Origin of the sequence: Butyricimonas sp. Marseille-P2440, assembly GCF_900091675.1 — a bacterium.
Taxonomy (GTDB): Bacteria; Bacteroidota; Bacteroidia; order Bacteroidales; family Marinifilaceae; genus Butyricimonas; species Butyricimonas synergistica.
Genome location: NZ_LT594606.1, coordinates 295,034 through 314,801, shown reverse-complemented (window position 1 = coordinate 314,801; position 19,768 = coordinate 295,034). Strand labels below are relative to the sequence as shown.

At 53.0% G+C, this 19,768-nt stretch carries 15 protein-coding genes; 5 read left to right on the top strand and 10 right to left on the bottom strand.

The annotated features are described in order from the left end of the window. Positions 1 to 20: 20 nt before the first annotated feature. Complete coding sequence (locus BN8899_RS20585; protein ID WP_148375211.1) at positions 21 to 410, bottom strand: hypothetical protein; 390 nt, start codon at positions 408 to 410, stop codon at positions 21 to 23. Between BN8899_RS20585 and BN8899_RS21325 the strand changes: the two genes are divergently transcribed. After that, on the top strand, positions 298 to 531 hold the full coding sequence (locus BN8899_RS21325) for a hypothetical protein (protein ID WP_369800395.1): 234 nt from the start codon (positions 298 to 300) through the stop codon (positions 529 to 531). The two genes, BN8899_RS20585 and BN8899_RS21325, sit on opposite strands and share 113 nt — an antisense overlap. A 168-nt stretch (positions 532 to 699) precedes the next feature. Here BN8899_RS21325 and BN8899_RS01235 read toward each other — a convergent pair whose 3' ends face one another. Next, positions 700 to 3,117, bottom strand: a complete 2,418-nt coding sequence (locus BN8899_RS01235) for a fimbrillin family protein (RefSeq protein WP_255366244.1) — start codon at positions 3,115 to 3,117, stop codon at positions 700 to 702. On the opposite strand from BN8899_RS01235, the gene BN8899_RS20905 reads away from it, so the two are divergent. From BN8899_RS20905 to BN8899_RS01225, 3 genes are all read left to right on the top strand, one after another. After that, entirely contained in the window at positions 3,094 to 3,297 is a 204-nt protein-coding gene (locus BN8899_RS20905; protein WP_187376713.1) for a hypothetical protein, read from the top strand. The two genes, BN8899_RS01235 and BN8899_RS20905, sit on opposite strands and share 24 nt — an antisense overlap. Before the next feature lie 249 nt (positions 3,298 to 3,546). Beyond that, positions 3,547 to 3,711 carry a F0F1 ATP synthase subunit gamma gene (locus BN8899_RS01230; protein WP_187376711.1) on the top strand — a complete coding sequence of 55 codons (165 nt, stop codon included), beginning with the start codon at positions 3,547 to 3,549 and terminating at the stop codon, positions 3,709 to 3,711. Positions 3,712 to 3,977: 266 nt separating this feature from the next. Further along, the gene (locus tag BN8899_RS01225) at positions 3,978 to 6,050 is read left to right on the top strand and encodes a M3 family metallopeptidase (protein ID WP_065217976.1); all 2,073 of its coding nucleotides are present in this window, start codon (positions 3,978 to 3,980) and stop codon (positions 6,048 to 6,050) included. 113 nt (positions 6,051 to 6,163) lie between these two features. On the opposite strand, the gene BN8899_RS01220 is transcribed toward BN8899_RS01225, so the two are convergent. The 5 genes from BN8899_RS01220 to BN8899_RS01200 all read right to left on the bottom strand — a co-directional run bounded on the left by BN8899_RS01220 (position 6,164) and on the right by BN8899_RS01200 (position 13,199). Continuing rightward, a complete protein-coding gene (locus tag BN8899_RS01220; protein ID WP_065217975.1) occupies positions 6,164 to 7,669 on the bottom strand; it encodes a glutamine synthetase family protein in 1,506 nt (501 codons plus the stop codon). 41 nt (positions 7,670 to 7,710) lie between these two features. Further along, entirely contained in the window at positions 7,711 to 8,808 is a 1,098-nt protein-coding gene (locus BN8899_RS01215) for an ROK family protein (RefSeq protein ID WP_065217974.1), read from the bottom strand. 28 nt (positions 8,809 to 8,836) lie between these two features. Then, complete coding sequence (locus BN8899_RS01210) at positions 8,837 to 9,994, bottom strand: MFS transporter (protein ID WP_065217973.1); 1,158 nt, start codon at positions 9,992 to 9,994, stop codon at positions 8,837 to 8,839. Between the two features lie 92 nt (positions 9,995 to 10,086). Continuing rightward, positions 10,087 to 10,551 (bottom strand): GNAT family N-acetyltransferase, encoded by a 465-nt coding sequence (locus BN8899_RS01205; RefSeq protein WP_018338821.1) that lies wholly within the window; start codon positions 10,549 to 10,551, stop codon positions 10,087 to 10,089. Further along, complete coding sequence (locus BN8899_RS01200) at positions 10,548 to 13,199, bottom strand: transglutaminase domain-containing protein (protein WP_065217972.1); 2,652 nt, start codon at positions 13,197 to 13,199, stop codon at positions 10,548 to 10,550. The genes BN8899_RS01205 and BN8899_RS01200 overlap by 4 nt, the downstream gene beginning before the upstream one ends. A 527-nt stretch (positions 13,200 to 13,726) precedes the next feature. On the opposite strand from BN8899_RS01200, the gene BN8899_RS01195 reads away from it, so the two are divergent. Beyond that, positions 13,727 to 14,647 (top strand): DMT family transporter, encoded by a 921-nt coding sequence (locus BN8899_RS01195; protein ID WP_065217971.1) that lies wholly within the window; start codon positions 13,727 to 13,729, stop codon positions 14,645 to 14,647. A gap of 43 nt (positions 14,648 to 14,690) precedes the next feature. Here BN8899_RS01195 and BN8899_RS01190 read toward each other — a convergent pair whose 3' ends face one another. The 3 genes from BN8899_RS01190 to BN8899_RS01180 form a co-directional block, all read right to left on the bottom strand. Continuing rightward, a complete protein-coding gene (locus tag BN8899_RS01190; RefSeq protein ID WP_231932231.1) occupies positions 14,691 to 16,172 on the bottom strand; it encodes a hypothetical protein in 1,482 nt (493 codons plus the stop codon). A gap of 100 nt (positions 16,173 to 16,272) precedes the next feature. Next, a complete protein-coding gene (locus tag BN8899_RS01185; protein ID WP_065217970.1) occupies positions 16,273 to 18,423 on the bottom strand; it encodes an endo-beta-N-acetylglucosaminidase in 2,151 nt (716 codons plus the stop codon). Between the two features lie 170 nt (positions 18,424 to 18,593). Continuing rightward, positions 18,594 to 19,757, bottom strand: a complete 1,164-nt coding sequence (locus tag BN8899_RS01180; protein ID WP_065217969.1) for a retropepsin-like aspartic protease — start codon at positions 19,755 to 19,757, stop codon at positions 18,594 to 18,596. Between the last annotated feature and the right edge of the window lie 11 nt (positions 19,758 to 19,768).

The window sequence follows — 19,768 nt, the reverse complement described above, 5'->3', positions numbered from 1 at the left end:
CCCGAAAGTACAAAAATAAATCAACAGTTCATGAACAAGAACCTATTCTTTACACTCTTGCTTCTCGTTTTCGTGCCGGCACCCGTTTTATTCACCTCCTGCAACAGCTGTTCCGACCACCACGCGGGCGACATCGACAAACTGCCCGGGGTATACCGCGGCGAAGCGACTATCGTGCTGCCCGACCACGTGAAAGCCATGGTTCCCCCCGAGGCGAAAGGCATGATACCGGAAGGTCCCATCCCCTGTGGCATCGAGATCACCGCTGACTCGAACGGCACGCTCGCCCTCAAGCTGGTGAACTTCACCATGCCCGTGCGCGGCATCACGGTAGACCCGGCATCAGCAACCGCCACCTCCTCCAGCGACGCCTTTAGCCTCAAGGGTAGCGGCAACGTCAATGTCGGCACACGCAAGATGTCCTACTCGCACGAGGGAAAAGTGCAACACGACAGCCTAGCCTTAGACATCACGGTCTCGGTCATCCCATTCGTGGTAGAACCAAGAGTCATGTTCAAAGGGAAAAAATAATTACCATTAAAAAATCAAGAAAACGGAGTACTTGCTAGCGACGGGAGATAGCATAGCCGGTAAATTTCCTACGGCTACAAGCCGTAGGAAAATAATCAAATAATCAAATAATCAAATAATCAAATAAATCCAAATAATCAAATAAATCCAATACGTTCGCTACGCTCTCTATTCTTGGACAGGACGCAGAGGAAACCCGTATGAACGTAACATATAGTCTAATACGTTCACACCCCACTCCCGGTACAAGCGCAAGTGCCACCCGTAGCTCAGGCTGGCTGGTGCGGCCGACCAACAGTAGCCGACGGTGAACCCAACACTGCCATCTGGGCTGCGCAAACCTGAGGTAGGAAAAAATATCTGTTGTCCGGTCTTGTTGGCCTGGGCGTAGAAGTTCCACCCTCTCCTACCGTCCGAAGTGCCGTTGATTTGAGAGATATTATCCTTATAAGGTGCATTCTCTCCTGTTGTTGTAAACCCTGTAAATGCATTGCTAGCAGGAAGTTTGAAACCGACAGGGCAAGGATCGTAAATAGTCTTGACAACTGGGTTGTCGTTAGCGGAGGCCGTATTGTTATTGGCGCTCCACAAGTTATAGTAAGTGTTATCACCATTTTTTTGACCATTGCCTTGCATCACACCGGGGTTGAGTATATACTTCCTGATACATTCCATACCATACGGGAACGCTTCCACTTTTACATTCGCGTCAGAAGGGGTTCCGTTTGCATCATACCATATTTTATTGCCGTCCCTGTCATTGGACGGACAGAACGGGTCCTTGCGTCCCCATTGATAAAAAGGATGATTACAACCCATTATGCCAGTATTACTACGTTGGGAAACGGTAATATCTTTTGTTCGATCACCGGCGGTGAAACGTACCTTGCAGTCACGTGCATCATATGTGACGATATATTCGTCGCACCATCCAAGGTGAACGGGCATGAACCTGTATTTCACATTCTGGTGATTGGTCACCTCGATGGTATTGTTCACGTCCTCGTCCGTCACCCAGATGTGCCAGGACCAGAGAACGTCGCCCGAGGCATCCTTGACGGCAATCACCGCGTTGCCTTGCTGTATGGTATTCTTGTCAACCTTGAAGGAGATGTTGCCACCATTGCTTCCGGAATTGTATCTTATTTCGCTGACCAGAGAGGGGGCGTCTTGCCATACCAGTTCCGCCTTCGCGGGAACACATCCGTTGTCCGTGAGATAAGGGCCGGTTATGCCGGTTCCCGCATGGTTGATGAACGGGTTCAGGATGTAGCGGCTTGTCTTGGCGGTAGAGCTATACGCGGAACTGTTGACCGCTCCGCCCTTGATCGCGTTGCCATAAACCAGAGGGAAGGAGTAATATCCCGGAGCGCCTATCACGTAGCAGTTGGCGGTATTCTCGACCGCAGATCCGCCGTTCTTGTTCGACAGGTTGTAAGGCGTGGTTGCCGATCCTTTCTCTCCTTTTCCCCGCAAGGCTGTTGTATGCGAATTATCCTCCTTTATGCCTGTCTGTGCGTTCACCGTGGCATTGAGGGATACCGCGGTCACACTACCCGCGCCGCTTGCCGTGAACGCGGTGAGCCAGTCGGGCTTGGTGTCGCTCCACGTCGCGCCGTTATCGGTGGAGAACTGCGCCTTCCACTTCACGGGCTCTTGGGCTCCCTTGCTGTTTTTCCGGTAGCTGGTCACTCTATAAGTCCTCGTGCCTCCCGTATAGTTAAATATAGCCGGGGGATTGACTGTGAGCACGTATTCCCAGTTGATGGAAGTGGTGGATATTTTGTAGGTCACGGTCTTTCCCATGGGCCAAACCTGCTTACCGATGGCTCCGGTCAAGGTGTGGTCGTCTGTCCCGTCATTGAACACGACTTCTATCACCGCCCCGTCGGGGAGCGTCTGCGGAATCATCATGAAGGTCTGCGCCTCCGTGGTGATGGCTCTGCCCGAGGTCCCGTCGGAAGCCTTGTCCAACGTTTGGGAAAAGTTCTTCACCGTGCCGATGCCGCTCCACTCGCGTGTCTCGAAATTATAGGTACCCGTGGAGTTCACCCCTTTCAGCGTCACGCTCTTTATTATACCCGCCTTCATGTCACTGCCGCGTACGAACTTCACCGCGGTAAGCGCGTGGTGGAAAGTTAGGTCGACAGCTGTACCGGAGTTACCCGGGAGCTCGCCGGAGGCCGCCACAAGCAGGTCCTGCTGGTCAGCCACGGCGTCAGGAACCGTGCAGGCGATGCTCGGAGCGCCGGAGGCCTCCCGCCCGGAAAGCCGGTAAGCGCCATTACCCTTCGGCGCGTAGGCGAAGAATTTCATCCTGTAGGCACGACCCGGCCAATAAGGGTTGGAGGCGGGCTCCCAGGAACCGCCGTTATTCTTGACCGAAACATCATACATATAATTGGGGAGTTGAGTGCCGTCCCAGCTGCCGGTGTATGAATAGGCAGACACCCCGAACGTGTCGTACATGTTACCGGCGTTTACCGGGGTGGCGCGGGACACTGCAACGCTGTCATCCGCATCTTCCACGAACGGGAAACGGATGCTGTCAGTGTAAAGGGTGTGCAGGTAGAGGGAATCTACCATCCCGGTCTGCAAGGCGGAAACACTGGAGCGGGAGGCTGTCTTCTGCCCGTCTCCCTCGAAAGAGGTTCCGGCTCTCTGAACCTGAAACATAAAACGGATACGCTCCGAAGATGGGAGTTGCTCGGTTTCATCCGTGCAGGACGTTGCGAAAAGCGACATTACCAATGTAGCCGCAGCTAAAGTGGAGCACAGGTTATAAAATTTATGTTTTTCCATACGCGTTATTTTTGGGTGCAAACTTAGACGTCATTGAGTAATTCTGGAAATTTTCACGTGTACATTTTATCGTGTTATAATTCAGTAAAACAGAGTGTTACTTCTTTTTATTGTGTACATCGGTTGAATTTATGCACGATTACAGGAAACAGGAAGGCCGATCTGGAATAATGATGTTGGAGGATGCTGCTTATCCGCGAAGCCGTCGACACGATGATTCCCATCTGTCACGGGCAGCGAGAAGTCATCATCGGCGACCGCCAGACCGACAAAACGGCTATTGCCAAAGAACTGCTCGACGAATTGTCTCAGACTTACAACAAACGCAGGCAACAAGCCATCACCGATGAACTAGCAGACATCACGCCGAACAGTTGATCCCATTCCACCACAATCCTCGTCCTTGGGCTACCCATTCCCTACCCCATGAACGTGGCATCTTCGAACCATAAACGTAGCATAAACGTAAATCATCGCCTATGCTACGTTTATGCTTGGTTCATGATTCCTCCATAAGGTAGAGGAAAGATAGCCTAACCTTAATCTATTACCCGCCAAACCTCGTAACTTTATAAACTTTTCGTAACTTCGCACCTCGAATTAGAGTAATAACAAATTAATATAACATGAGAAAAACATTATCTATGGCTGCAATTATTTTACTTGTGGCATCTTGCGGGAAGACAGAGCAGAACCCGTTGCTGACGGATTTCGCCACTCCCCACCAGACGCCGCCTTTCGATAAGATCAAGGCGGAACATTACGAACCTGCTTTTGATGCTGCCATCGAGGAAGCACAACGGGAAATCGACCTTATCGCCAACTCGAAGGAAACACCCACTTTCGACAACACCATCGCGGCACTGGACGGCGCCGGCAAACGTCTGGGCGACGTGGCAGGTATATTTTTCAACCTGAACGCCTGCCTCACGGACAGCGTGATGCAAGATATAGCGCAAAACGTGTCGCCGAAGCTCACCGCTTACAGCAACGCGATATACATGAACCCGGCATTATTCACCCGCGTGAAACAAGTACACGAGCAAAAAGAGGGTCTGAACCTCACGACGGAACAGGCTACCCTGCTCGAGAACACGTGGAAATCCTTCATCGACGGGGGGGCGAACCTAGAGGGCGACGCCAAGGAACGTTTCAAGGAAATCTCCGTGGAACTATCGAAACTAAGCCTCACGTTCGACAAGAACGAACTGGCGGAAACGAACGATTTCGAGATGCTCGTCACCGACGAGAAAGACCTCGCGGGACTTCCCGAGGGAGTGAAGGAAATGGCAGCGATGACCGCCAAGCAACGCGGTAAAGAAGGATGGGTGTTCACCCTCCACTACCCCAGCATGGCACCCTTCATGAAATACGCCGACAACCGTGCCCTCCGCGAGCAAATGTACCGTGCCAACGCCTCCCGCGCGTACCGCGACAATGAATACAACAACGAAAGCGTGGTAAAACGCATCACGGCACTGCGCCTCGAAAAGGCGAAATTGCTGGGATACCCCACCTACGCGGACTACGCGCTAACCGACCGCATGGCGAATACCCCCGAGATCGTCAACGACTTCATCGACCAACTGCACGAGGCATCGCACCGCCACGCCCTGGCGGACAAGGCGGAAGTGGAGAAATACGCCCGTGCACAGGGACTCAAGGGCGAACTGCAACGCTGGGACTGGTCGTACTATTCCAATAAACTGATGCAAGAAAAATACGCCCTCGACGACGAGATGCTGCGCCCCTATTTCAAGCTGGAAAACGCGCAACGCGGCGTGTTCGACCTTGCCATGCGCCTCTACGGCATCACCTTCAAGGAAGTGACGAACATCCCGCTGTACCACCCCGAGGTGAAAACCTACGAGGTCTACGACAATGACGGTTCGTTCCTCGCCGTGCTTTACACCGACTTCTTCCCGCGCGAGAGCAAGGGCGGAGGTGCGTGGATGACCGCTTTCCGGGGACAAAAAATGGTAGACGGCAAAGACCAACGCCCGCTGGTATCCCTCGTGATGAACTTCACGAAACCGACCGACACGAAACCGTCGTTACTGACGTTCAGCGAGGTAACTACCTTCCTCCACGAGTTCGGTCACGCCCTGCACGGCATCTTCGGTAAATGCACCTACGGTTCAACCTCGATGGACGGCGTGTCCCGCGACTTCGTGGAATTGCCCTCGCAATTCATGGAAAACTACGCCCTCGAAAAAGAATGGCTGGACACGTGGGCAACCCACTACCAGACGGGCGAAACCATCCCGCAAGAGTACATCGACAAGATCAAACGTTCGTCCAACTTCCAAGCGGGATACGGCAGCGACCGCCAGCTGAGCTTCGGCATGGTGGACATGGCATGGCACACGATCACCGCTCCCGTTACCGAACCCCTCGTTGACTTCGAACAACGAGCCATGGGACGCACGGAGATCATGCCCCTCGTGAAAGGCACCGCCTTCTCCCCCGCCTTCGGGCACATCTTTGCCGGGGGATACGCCGCCGGTTACTATGGCTACAAGTGGGCGGAAGTACTCGATGCCGATGCCTTCTCGCTGTTCAAACAATGCGGTATCTTCGACCGGGCAACCGCCGAGTCATTCCGCCGTGAAGTGTTGGAAAAAGGCGCTTCCGAGAACCCGATGACGCTCTACAAGCGTTTCCGCGGACAGGAACCGACCGTCGACGCGTTACTCGAACGAAGCGGACTGAATTAATTTTTAGACGCAAATTAAAAAGATTACCGAAGCCGGAGAGTATTCCAGCTTCGGTAATCTTTTTAATCTAAAATCCCCCAATCGGCAATCACTAAATCACAGCATCGATCGCTTCATCCGCAATAATAATACCTCTCCACGAGTTCCTCCATCCCCACCTCCTCATTCTTGAGTTGTTCACGAAGATTAGCATCATCGTATTTCCGGAGCATGGCGATAACACCGTCAATCAACCCGGGGGCGAACACGCCGTATTCCTCGTACACGCCGCGCTGTTGTTCCAGGCAGAGGGCTGACTCGTGACAGGAAGCAGGGAGATGGCTCAACCGGTCGGCAACCGCCTTGTTGGCATCATCGAAGATATTCACGTCCACGTAACGGTCACGGGCGTATTGCAAGGCGTTCTCCATCTCGAAACCGTGGCGGGCGGCAACGGCAAGTCCCGCTATCAGCAGATAGACATCCGCCGATCCGTCCGGGCAACGGAATTCCACGGTTTGCTTGTTGCTATAATCACGCTCTTCCACCAGTTCCCGCGGGTTAGCGTCCTGCAACATATTGGCAGCCCCGCTCGTCCAGCCGAGAGGCACGCGCACCAGCACCGAACGGTTGCGGTCACCCCAGCAGATATTCGTGGGAGCCTCCTGGTGAGGAACCAAACGGAAATATGACGACGGGTTCGTGTTGCCGAAAGCCGTCAACGAGGGAGCCAGGTCGAGATACCCGGCGATCGCCTTCAGGGCGGTATCCGTCAGCTTGCCGTTCTCCACCAGCACGTTCTTGCCGTCACGGGTGAGGCGGGTGTGAATATGCATACCGCTACCCGCCTTGCCCACGGTGATCTTCGGGGCAAACGTCAGGTCTACCCCGTACTCGTGCGCCAGCGTGCGGAGAATCCATTTGGCAATCATCAACTGGTCGGCGGCATCCTCCATGCGCGTGGGTAGAAATTCGATCTCGTTCTGCTCGAACGATCGCGCGTCCAACGTGAAATTACCGACCTCGGAATGCCCGTATTTGATCAGTCCCCCGGTAGAAGCGATATACTTCATCGCCAACGTGCGCAACTCCTGTCCCTTACAGAATGGCGTCGACTCGTGGTATCCCCGCTGGTCGGGAGTCCCGTACAACGGCTCCGTATCGGTAACCACGTAGTATTCCAACTCGCCCATCACCTCGTATTCCAACCCTGTCACCTGCCGCAACGCCTCGTGCGCCTTTCGCATCGTGTACTCCGGTGACATCTCGAGAGGCTTGCCATCCTTCGTGTAAAAACTGCAAAGTATATCTACCGCCGGGATATCGCTGAACGGGTTGAGGAATGCCGTACGATAACGGGGCAACACGTAAAGGTCACTCGATCCTGCCTCGATATAAGGGAAAAGGCTCGACCCGTCCACCCGTTCCCCGCAGGTCAGTATATTGTCAAGATGCTCAAGACTGTTAATAATAAAATTCAGCGTCTTCAACCGCCCGTCTGCCCCGGGATAACGGAAATTAATCATCTCGATATCATTCTCTCTAACGTAACGAATGATATCTTCTTTGGTAAAATACTTCGGTTCCTTATGCAAGTAACGCGACAAAACGTGCGGGTTCAATGAATAATCCGAGTTCATACAAGTAAGTTTTAAATTTAAAGTTTAGAGTAAAATGTAAGCTATCCTCTATCCAGCTCGTTCAGCGCAAAGGCGTAAGCCCCGAAGGCGATTGCCTTGCTCGTGCCCAGCCGCGTGACGAGGACGGCAGCACGTTTCACGGGGTCGTAATCCACAGTTTCCGTCGTCCCGGGGATAAGGATTTGTTTCGTGGTTGGGGCGAGAAACGCTTCCCGGTCACGCGGGTCGTCGAGGAAGAAAGCTTTCATCTCCATGCGATCCACCGGGCTGCCGTCATACATGCACAACGAGCCGTTCAACTCTCGCATCACGGCGGGCATCAAGTATTTATGTGCCGCCACGATGCCGCCACCGATCACGATGACCCCGTCCACCACGGCGTTCATCGAGGCGATAGCCTCTCCCAGCACCTCCCCGGCACGGGCGAAAGCCTCGCGAGCCGCCTCCCGGTCGCCGTCGAGCGTACCCTCGGCTATATCGAAAATATCCCTCGGTGTCAAATCCCGCTCGTCACCCGACAACCGGGCATATCCACGCCGGATGGCACGGATAGAGATTCCTTCCTCCACGCCGTAGCGGGGTTCCCGCTTGTCGCGCAACACCCATACCTCGGCGGCGGCTCCATTGTCCCCGAGAAACAGTTCCCGGTCACGGACCACGCCGCCCCCGAACCCCGTGCCCAGCGTGATGCCGATCAAATTCTTGTACACCTTGCCTTTTCCCGCCTCCTGCAACATCCGGTTCACCTCGGGCAACGCCCCCGCCAACGCCTCGCCGTAAGCGAAAAGGTCGCCGTCATTATTGATAAACACGGGTATCCCGAACTCCCGTTCAAGGAAAGCCTTCAACGCCACGCCTCCCTGGAAAGCGGGCAGGTTCTTCAAGTCGCCGATAATCCCGTTCACGTAATCCGCCGGACCGGGAAAGGCGAAACTGATCGCCACGGGAGCGTCCGCCAGCCTCTCGCGGATTGCCGAGAAGCCCGTGACCATCGTCGCCAGGCACCGCTCGAGATCATTCCCGTTGGAAGGCAACGTGAGCGGTTCCACGATCTCCTCGTTGGACTGTATCGCCGAGAACACGAAATTCGTTCCCCCGGCATCCAACGTCATCACTATTCTTTTGTCAAACTGGTACATGCTATATTTATGATTTAAGATTGACGATTCACGCTTTCACCTTGATCCCGAAGGAGCAGTAAAGCAGGTAACAGAGGCAACCGAGGATCACCAGAAGCGACCCCGCCTGGCTGCCAAGCAGATCGGTAAGGTAACCCATCAGCGGCGGCACGACGGCTCCCCCGAATATACCGGTTACCATCAGACCGGATATGCCGTTCGCTTTCTCCGGGCGGGCTTGTATAGCCATGGAGAAAACGAGCGAGAAAATGCTGGAACAAGTGAACCCCACGAGAGCGACCAACGCCAAAATAGCGTATTGCCCGCCAACGAAGAACAACGCCAGCAGCCCGGCGATAGCCGCCATAATATTCACCTGGAAATACTTCCTGCCCGACACGCGGGCAAGCAGAAATGTCCCGATAAACGCCCCGATCGTGCGGAAGGCGAAATAGGTACTCGGTCCCACCGCCGACTCGATCTCGGTAAACCCGCACCGCTCGATCAACAGCTTGGGTACTACCATGTTCGTTCCCACGTCCACGCCGACCACGAACACGATGCCGAGAAAAAGCAAGAAGATCGTCCTGTCCTTCAACAACCCGAACGTCCCGCCCCACGAGGAAACTTCCGGCTCCGCGCCATCTTCATGGATACGCGCGGACATCAGCCAAAGCGTGGACAGCAACGTCAGCACCGCGAATATCGGGAACAAGTACTGCCAATTTCCCAGCACGGAAGCGGCGAAAGCGGCGATGAACGGACCGCAAAACGAGGAAACCGCCTTCAACACCTGCCCGGCAGTGAGCGAGCTCGCTAGCACGTTGCCCTTCACCACGTTGGTCAAGAGCGGGTTCAGCGATACTTGCAAAATCGTGTTGCCGATACCCAGCAGGGCAAATGCCACGAAACAAGTAACCATGTTGTACTCGACAAAGGGAATCAGCATTCCCACGATGGTCACGAGCATACTCACCAGTACCGTCTTCTTCCGCCCCACACGATTCATGAATATCGCCGCCGGAACCGCCAACAGCAAAAACCACAGGAATACCATGGAAGGCAGGAAATTGGCAACCGTTTCACTCAATTGAAAATCTTTCTTCACGAAACCCACGGATATTCCCACCACATCACAAAATCCCATGATGAAAAACCCGAATAACACAGGCAATAAAGCCTTTACATTTGTAGACTTCTCTTTCATAATATACAATTTAACACAAAACAACTAAAGAGGATGCCAATGTACGGAATTCCATTGAAAGTTAAAAGAGAAAATTGTGTTAGTTTCTTCAACTACTCCAATCTAATTAATTTCGTCATTATGTACGCGGGTCCGAAGTATTCGGATTCCTCGCGTTCACGGGCAACGTATCCCATCTTCTCGTAAAAACGGACAGCCGTGAGGCTGGCGGACAGTTGCAGCCAGTGGATGTTCCGCTCGAGGGCGACATCCTCGACGTGGCGCAGCAGCCGTTCGCCGATCCGTTGCCCGTGCTCCCCGGGGGACACGTAAAGGGCACACACCTCGTCCCCCTCCAAACCGACGGTACCCACTACCTGCCCGTTTATTTCTGCCACGAACATAGTACGGGTCACGGCGGTTTCGCGCAAGTACGAGGGCGTGAACATACGGCACATATAATCGATGACCGAAGCATCATAATCCCGGCTATTCACGTGCAACAAGTTATCCCGGATCAAACGGGACACGGCTTCGGCGTCCCGTTCGTCAAAAAGGCGTATGATCGTCTGCATCATTTCCGGCTCATCACGTTCATGATCTGCGTTCCCAATCCCACGCGGTAGCCCCTTGACACGAAAGCTACCTCACCGTCGCCGTTGAGCAGCACCACCAATGGAAGCGTGCTCGTGTCACGGAATTGCAAATCCTCCGCCAACTGCCCGAGCAGCACCCCGTCATGATCGTACCCCCAGCACACGCCCGACGGGAAAGGACGAAAGTCCGAGCGGTGGAATTTATGCGAGTTATCCTTGTCCCGGAACACGAAATAAAACGGCAAGCCCAACCGGTCAAATTCCTCCTTCATGCTCCCCATGTCGCGCAAAAGATGATTGGTTGGTTCTTTCTCCGCCTCCACGATAGCGATAGCGGTGTACCCCTCCCGCGGGAGAGTGATTTTCACCGGGGACTCCGCGCCCTCCGGCACGAAAGACAAAGGCAACCGTACTTTGCCGACAATCTCCGTCCGTTCCTCCACGGGACGTACCCGCAACTCCATGCCGGTCTGCCCGTCCGCTTCCACGCGGAAAGAAGTCATCCCGGCGAATACCGCGCCGTCCCCACGGCGATTGCCGGTAGAAAGAACGTAATCCCCCGCCTCCAACAGGACAGGAGCGGCGAATATCTGGCTGTAGGAAGCACCCGCCCCCATGTCTACCGCCGCGTTACTCCCGAGGTCGATCGTGCGCACCTGCCCGTTCTCGATCTTCCCGACCGTGAAATTCAAGAAATATTTCGGGTCACCAACAGGTGTCCCCGGGTAATGGAGCATAAATTGTCCTTTCGGCACGGCTTGTCGGGCGGCAAAATCCACCGTGTACCACATATCTTCCAAGCAACATTCCGGCTTGCCGGAAACGGGATTCAACCTCGCCGGAAGCCCTACCGCGCGGCAAAGCGCCACGAAAAAGATATTCCGGGAAAGAGCGTCGGCCACCCCCGCGCGAAGCACGCCGACAGGAGGAGTTGCCACCTTTGCCGGGTAGTCCGCTACCCGTACTTTCTCGATATAACGCAACAACCGCTCGGCAAGTTCACGGGGCGCGATACGCTCCCCGTCGACAAGCACGCTATCCCGCGACAAGGCTTCGCGGACAGGCTGCCGGAAAGCGGTAATCAACTCGTTCTGCACCCTCGGGTTCAGCACGTATTCCCGGAAAAGCTCGCCGTCCGGGAAATCCCGCATACCCGCCACGTGATCCAGCCACACCCGCGCCGGGGTATCCTGCAAATCCTTCTCGGCAACCACATCCAACAGCTGCATTGCCCGTTCCTTATCCCCGACCTCACGGAACAACCGTTCGATCTCCGCGTAGTTACCTCTCGCCAAACGAACGTAACGGGCGAAACGAGCGGTATCCACGCCCAGCTCAACCGCCTTGCCCCGTGCTGCCTCTGCCGTCATGAACGTGGCGACGTAAGCATTCCGTAACGAATCCTCGCGCACGAGGCGGCGGTCGTTCGCCGCCCTTTCGCCCGCGGTCGACAATGCCTCTATATCCCGCTGCACGGGAGGCACCAGATCGAACTCCGTGGCGAACGCGTCACCCGCCCCCTTGTCCAAAGCTATCACGAGCGTATCTCGCTCCCCCACGGGAAATCGCCCGAACCCGAAGCACCCGCCATCGCTTGCCCACACCATGATGTCACCCTCCCCGAGAGTCAACGCCGTTTCCCCGCGGGCATCGGCAACGAGCGTCACCACGGGATAATATTCCCCGTAATTAAATATCTTGTACTCCACCCGGGCTCCCCCCGCGGGACGCCCGAGCGAGTCCGTTACCTGTACCACCGTCCGTTTCGTCCGGGTATAACGGGAGGTCACGTTCACCGCCGAGGCGTTGTCGTTCGTGAAGACAATCTCCTCGTCGCCGCCATACTTCCCGAACACCTCCGCTTCCACGTACATCGCCCGCTGCACGGGCAGCGTGAACCACGCTATATTCAACCGGGGTTCCGGCTCGCAAGCACCAAGATACTTCCACTCGCCGTCGATCCAGACCTCTATCCAAGCGTGATTGTCGTCACAATGCGCCCAGCGGGGCGTGTATATCTGCCGGGCGGGAATGCCCACGGCACGCAATGCCGCCAGCGTGAACACCGATTCCTCGCCACACCGCCCGTAAGCCCGCAGCCTCGTGGCAAGAGGCGAGGACGTACGCGCATTCGTCGGCTTGTAGATCACGTTCTCGTGACACCAGTGGTTCACTTCCAGTGCCGCCTGCTCCATGTTCCCGCAAGCGGCAACCCGCTCCTTCAATTCCCGAAAAAAGACCGCCCTTGCCGTGTCCAAGTACTCCTTGCCTCCCCGCACAGGAAGCACGAAATGACGGAAGATATTCTCCGGCACGGAAAGCCCCCACGGCATCTCCTCCCGCGCGCGGAAAGCCAAGCGCACGTTGTCGAGCAGGTACTCCCCGCCCGAGAAGGAAATATCTACCAGCGGGGAATAAGCGTAAAGAAAAGTCAACGCCTCCCGCTCGGGGAGCGTCATCACGCTGTCGAACACACCAAACAAAGCCGCCCCGGACTCCCCGAACACCGCCCTCTTTCTTTGAAAATCTTCCTCCACCATCGCCCGGTAAGCCGGATCGGTAATAAAATGCTCCCTCTCGCAAGCCCCCAACACCAGCACAAGTAAACAGATAGACACAATTCGTTTCATGGTATTTTAATTTTATCTCTCAAAGATAGATAAAGTTGGCGATACCCGGGAAAAATACAACAAATAAATAGAAATTAAATATTTTTACCACGCACAACAACATATAAAACAATCACTTACACATTATTCTTCGATAAAAAGGCTCATTTCTTCGACTACACACTGCATGGACGCGGAAAATAGAAGTCTTAATTCACGACATACCGCCGCGCCGCACTACCGGAATAACACATTTACTACCAACGCATTCCTCCTGTATTTCCCCGGTGCACCTTCTTGCCAGACCAGGCGCACATTCAACATAATTTCGATTCATTCCTAATAATTTCTTGATAACTTTTCGATGCTGAGTCGAAGACTTATCGAGAAGTTGTCGAGAAGTTATCGAGAAGTTACCGGATCCAGCCCGAAGGTAGACCGCCGCTCCCCCAGATTTCTCCTCTGGCAAGAAGCCCTACAATATCGGTCCAGCAAGTTGAAATATCAATTTTCTTTTATACATTTGCATCCGTTTCAAACAAATATTTATGCAACAAATAAAATCCGGTTCCAACACACTATATCACGTGTTCGCCTTCCTAATTATTTCGATTTGGGGAGTCACCTTTGTTTCCACGAAAGTACTATTAAATAACGGGTTGACACCTGTCGAAATCATGCTATACCGCTTCGCTATCGCGTACATTCTCCTCTGCCTACTGGAACATCGCCGCTTGTGGGCAAACAGCATAAAAGATGAATTATTATTCATTGCATCCGGTATCACGGGAGGTTCCCTTTATTTCGTCACGGAGAACATCGCTATCGACTACACGCTGGCATCCAACGTGTCGATCATCCTGTGTACCGCTCCCATTCTGACAGCCTTGCTGTCCCGCCTGTTTATCCGGGGGGAAAAGATAAAGAAATCACTCGTCTGGGGCTCACTCGTGGCTCTCGCGGGAGTAGTGCTTGTCGTGTTCAACGGAAGCATCGTCTTGCAAGTAAAGCCGATTGGGGACTTGCTCACGCTTGCCGCCGCCTTGTGCTGGGCATTTTACACGATCATCCTGAAGAAGCTGGACGCCTACCCGACCGTGTTTATTACCCGCAAAGTGTTTTTCTACGGGCTGGTGACGTTATTGCCTATGTTTCACTTCTACCCGTTGCGCTGGAACGCGGAACTCTTTGCCTTGCCGCAAGTATGGGGAAACCTCTTGTTCCTGGGGATTATCGCTTCCTTTATCTGCTTCATCGCGTGGAACAAGACCGTGAAGGTGCTGGGAGGCATTCGGGCAAACAATTACATCTATCTTACCCCGCTTGTCACGCTTATCGCTTCCGCCATTGTCCTGCACGAGCATATCACGTTTATCGCCATCGGCGGCGCCTTGTTGATCATCTGCGGGGTATACGTCGCTGAAAAAGGGTTCCCGAACTTCGGGAAAAAAGAAGTGGCAAAAGCCTGATTACTTTTGCCACTTCCGGTGATTTATGAGATTATTCCCAACGCTACTTGTCTATATCCAACACGATCTCGTACGTTGAATTCGGTTTGAACTCCGGGTTGTAAATAATCAGGAAGTTCTCGTCCACTGCCGCTTTCCAGTCCTGTCCGGCAGCCAGGCGGGGATTGTTCAAGCGCGTGGGGAAGAAATAGCTGAAAGGCAGGTCCAGCACGTGCTCCTGTTTGAACTTGTCGCCCTTCATGCGTTCGAGGCTGAAATTCTCTTTCGTGTTGATCGTGATGATACATTTCTTGCCTTTTACCTTGGAAGTTACCGTGAAATCCGTTTCTCCCGGCACTTCCTGCAAACGTACTTCCCACTTCGGGTCGCCGTAATAAGCCAACACGTCACGGTCGTGCCAGAACCCGATCTGGTCTTGGGTGGGTTGTCCCTTCATCGCGTTCGCGATCTTCTGCCCGGCAATCTGGAACTCATTACCGTCAAAGTTATAGTTCTCCTTGATTAAAGAAGGATACCACTCGTTTTGCTGGTACAGGAAATCCTGCTGGTTCATGTAGATCGCTTCCGCCAGGGTGTAGCGTCCCGGGTTGGTCACCCAATACTTCAAACCACCCCAACCGTTACGACCGTGCCACGTGGTGACCACGTAACCGATCATCGTGGTAGCGTTCCCACTGTTCATCCAAGCGATAGCCATACTCTCTTTGGTGTTGTTCACGTTACCGATCAGGCAATTGCCCACGGCAAAATACACCTTGCGTTTCCCGCTTTCTTTCAAATCCCACGTGGTGTTGGCAAAATGATCCCGCGCGTACAGCTTGCCATCCTTCGCCATAATATTACCCAACGAGTAAGGCATTTCCAGGTTTCTCTCCGTGGCGTGAGCTGCCGTTACAACCAAATCCGGGTTATACTCGGCATAAATATCCGTGAATTTCTTCAGGACGGTCTTCGGGTCGATCTGGGCGGTCTGTATCTTGGCATCCCGACCTTTCTTCTCGCCCCACAATCCCCGGTTATGGTCATCCACCCAGGCATAGTTGTCGAACCACTTGGCACTGTTCAACTCCATGATCGTGGCGACGGCATCCTTCACCAGCAGGGGTTCCGTGCTGTTGTTCACCATCTTCATTGCCGCTTCCGCGTCATATCCCGTGATTATTCCCCACAGGAAATCGGCAAAAATATCCCCATCCACTTCACGGCTCACGTGGTGCATATCGATCACGTAATCCCGTCCCAGGTTCTCGGGCTTTTCCACGATTGCCACGTAACGGGGACGCACCCGCTGGAGGTCTGCCAGATTTTCGCGGGGAGCTTTCTCGTAAAAGAAGACCTCGGCATTATGCTTCTTTTTCAAAGCATCCACTACTTGCATCCACGCTGCATCTTTCTGCACGCTTTGGGATGCCAACACAACATACTCGCTTCGGGCATTGCCGTCCCCCTTTTTCTTTTGGGCAAACGACGGCATCACCGAAACCAGTAAACACAACAAAATTGATACTCGGTAAATTTGTTTCATCTCGCAATAAATAATATATAAAACACAAAATAATTAATTTCCAAATGTAAGCATCAATACTTCTCTTTACACGATGGAATAGGTTAAATTTACGTTAAAATCACCGTACACGTTCAATCTTCTCCCACGTCATCCTAGACATCCGCTTCCCGTCGGGGGCTATCGCCCGTACCCCCAACCAAAGCACGTTGCCACCCGGGGCAACCGGCACGCCACACACGTAAGCCGCCCAAGAAGTGGTGGTCGCCACCAGACGAGGCTTCCCCCGGGGCGACTCTTTCACGTACACTTCAAAATACCACGTGTCCACCGCCTCGTTCATCACAGGCATATCCTTCTCCCGATTGACAAGGGGTAGCACGTTCCATACCAGTTTAAAGTCCATAGAATCACGATATTCCCGAATGACCTTTGCCGTCGAGATTCCCGGACGCACGGGTTTATACCGCACCCGCGGGTCGGCTAAAGACAATTCGCCAACAAACATCTCGTAATCTTCCGTCGTATTCTCGACCAACAGACCGAGACAGGCTATCCGGTCACCCTCCCGTATTCCCCAATCCTCCAACTTGCATTCCATGGTCTGCCATTTATTTGGTTTTACAGCCTGCCCCACCGGAATCTCTATAAACTGATCCTCAGTCCCGACTTTCGAAAGCAGCACTTTCAATCGGCTTCCGGTGTTATCATTTGCCTTATAGGTAAAGGCTAGTTCTACTTTCCCGTGCACGGGAATATTTGTTTTAAACAGACGCACTTTGGAATAGCCGGTAGCCCCGTGTAATTTCAAACACGACCCACCAAACCAGGAATCTTCAAAGACAAAATCGCACGCTATGGCATCTGCCGGGACACACCCGTCCCGCCCCGTGATCCACCAGCGCCAAGAAGGCATCCAATCCTGCATTCCCACGTTGTACCAGGGCAAATTATTGACAGACTGTCCTTCTTTATTAAAGAAAAGCCCGTTGCCCAGGTTAAAACGGGTAACGAAAGGCAACTCCTGTATGGTACTTCTGGCAGGGAAAAAGGTGGAAATCCCGTGGAAACGCCGCATATCTTTCTCGTTGACCGTCGTGATCGTGTTGGTGACGGCGGGCACGTTCGCGGGATTTCTCGTCCCGCCCGTGAAGAAGTACTCTAACTTCCGCAGGTAAGTGTTTTGCACCGTGAGCGGGTCGTTACCGTACTCGTAAGAGGCGTTATGAATGTTATTCCGGTCATGTTCACCCCACAGGCAGACGGACACGGGCTTGTCTTTCAACACTTCCCAGCCTTTCCCCGCGCGAGGTTCCGCATCGTAACTGGAAAGCCCCCGTCCTCTCAGGTAGAATCCGGCGTACACGTCATAAGAACTTCTCCCGTAGCGAACGGCGTTACGTGCCGATTCGCCCATCGGGTCGTTGTTGCCTCCCCACGTGTCGATATTATAATTCAGCATGAACATATTGGTTACCACGCAGCTTTCCTTCTGGAACCAATCCCGGTTGCGGTCTTGCAAGGCATTCTGCCCGAAACTCAAACGCCCGAGGTTTCCATTGCTATCGTACCAATCGATATGGAAGCCTTTTAACCCCAAACGTTCCGCCTGCACGTGCAACTCGGCAAAGAAATCCTGCACTTCCGCAGCGATGTCGGCATCCCATACTCCTTCCGGGTTTATACCAATACCGTCTATCCCGTAATATTTCAAGAATCGAATCAATTTCCCGGCATACTTGAACCGACCGTACTCGTCCTTCGCCGTCAACCGGGACAAAAGGTCATACACCCGATCGCCGGGAGCCTTCACGGGTTCTCCCCAATTGATAAACAACACGCATCCCGTGCGGACTCCATTCTTATGCGCCACATCATTGAACACCCCCGGGACACGAAACCAGCCGTCACCCCAATTCCCATGAATATCAACGTATTGCCACATATTGAAGTTATCCGCCTCGAAGCAGTTGCGGGGAAACGACTTCCATTGCTTTTTCCCGTCCCCCATGGGAGTCCACCAGCACAACTGCCGTGCCGTATTCAACTCCGGGTGCACCTGCGTCTTCGCGTTCTCGAAGCGCTCCTTCAATTTCACCCGGGATATAAAAAAGTTGTCATCTTCGTTGACGGGAACACCTGGTTCCCATGCTTCCAGAAATTCCACGAAATTCATCCCGTTCGAGGGATTCCAGCGAATATCTTCCGGCTGTTGGCTATAAGCATTCGCAAATAGCCAACTAAACAAAACACAATAAAATACTTTCCTCATACAAATCATATTACACAAACACGTTACACAAGGCTTCAAATGTAGTGAAATATTTTGATGATCGGTTAGAAAATAAATATTCAACCCTCAATCTCCAGAGGAATAGATTTAAAGGATAATAAATAAAGTGAGATTGCACGGCAACCTCACTTTAACAACATATCAACTGTTTACTTCTTCTCGATAGCGACCTCTACTTCAGTGCCATCCCGCCGCAAGACGGTGATGACGGCTTTCTCGTTCTTGATTTTCACGAGCGAAGATTGTAACGCATCGGCGACATTCACCTCTCCGACAGGCTCCCCGTCTATCTTTAAAAGACGTTCTCCCGGGAAAATCTTCCCCACTAAATCCCCCCACACGCAAGCTACCACGACATGACCATCCGCCACGGTGAAATCCACGTTCCACTTTTTCTCGTGCAAATCACGAGAAGTTGATTCGAATGGCTCGAAATAAAAAGCGTTTGAAGCGTAATCAAGAGTCACCGTACCGTAGTCCAATAATCGTGAGCCCAAGCGGGAATAAGGCGCGGACATCGATTCCGTGACAATATCGTGAAAACGCCCCGTGCTAACACGCAATTCCGGCAAACGGATCAAATTACGCTCGCCGGCAGAGGCTTCTCCAGCCATCCCGATGCCGCTACTACCGTATCCCTTGGCTAATAGTTCCGCGGCATTCTCGCGAAGGGCTTCCGCCGCGGTCGCCGTGGTCATTTCATAGAAAGCCCCGGAACCGCTATCGAACATAACCGTTTCGATGACTCCCACTCCCACGTTTAATTCTATAAAAGGAATCTGTCCCTGCACGCGTATTAACGGTAGACGATTCCTCAGGTTAATATGAAAAGGGGAAATGTTATCGGTTATAATAATCTTTTTTTGCCGGGAATCAATCCGCACGACTGCCCCCGGGAACAAGTCGCAACCGACCATCCCTACCACGCCGAATTGTTCGATAAGGTGCCCTTGCGGCATGATCGTGACCGGTATATCTTCGATATTAATTCCCGGTTCCACGCCCATTGACAAACGTTTTAATTGTGCTTTTTCCAAGGTCATCGATTGATTGTGGGCGTCAAGAATGCCTTGTGTACCAGATGCTTTCAAAGAAAGACGTTGAGCTAAAGAATAGGTGATGTAAGTAGGTGCTCCCGTGTCGAAAATGAATTTCCCGGGGATGCCCTCCACTCGCGCCTCGATGATTATCTTTCCATTGATTGTCGTATATGGCACTTCCACGTAAAAAGCCGGCGTTTCTGCCTTGGTCGCAAAATGCAATGATGCAAGACAAATGACCAACAAGCTAATATATAATTGTTTGAATTTCATACTGAATATTT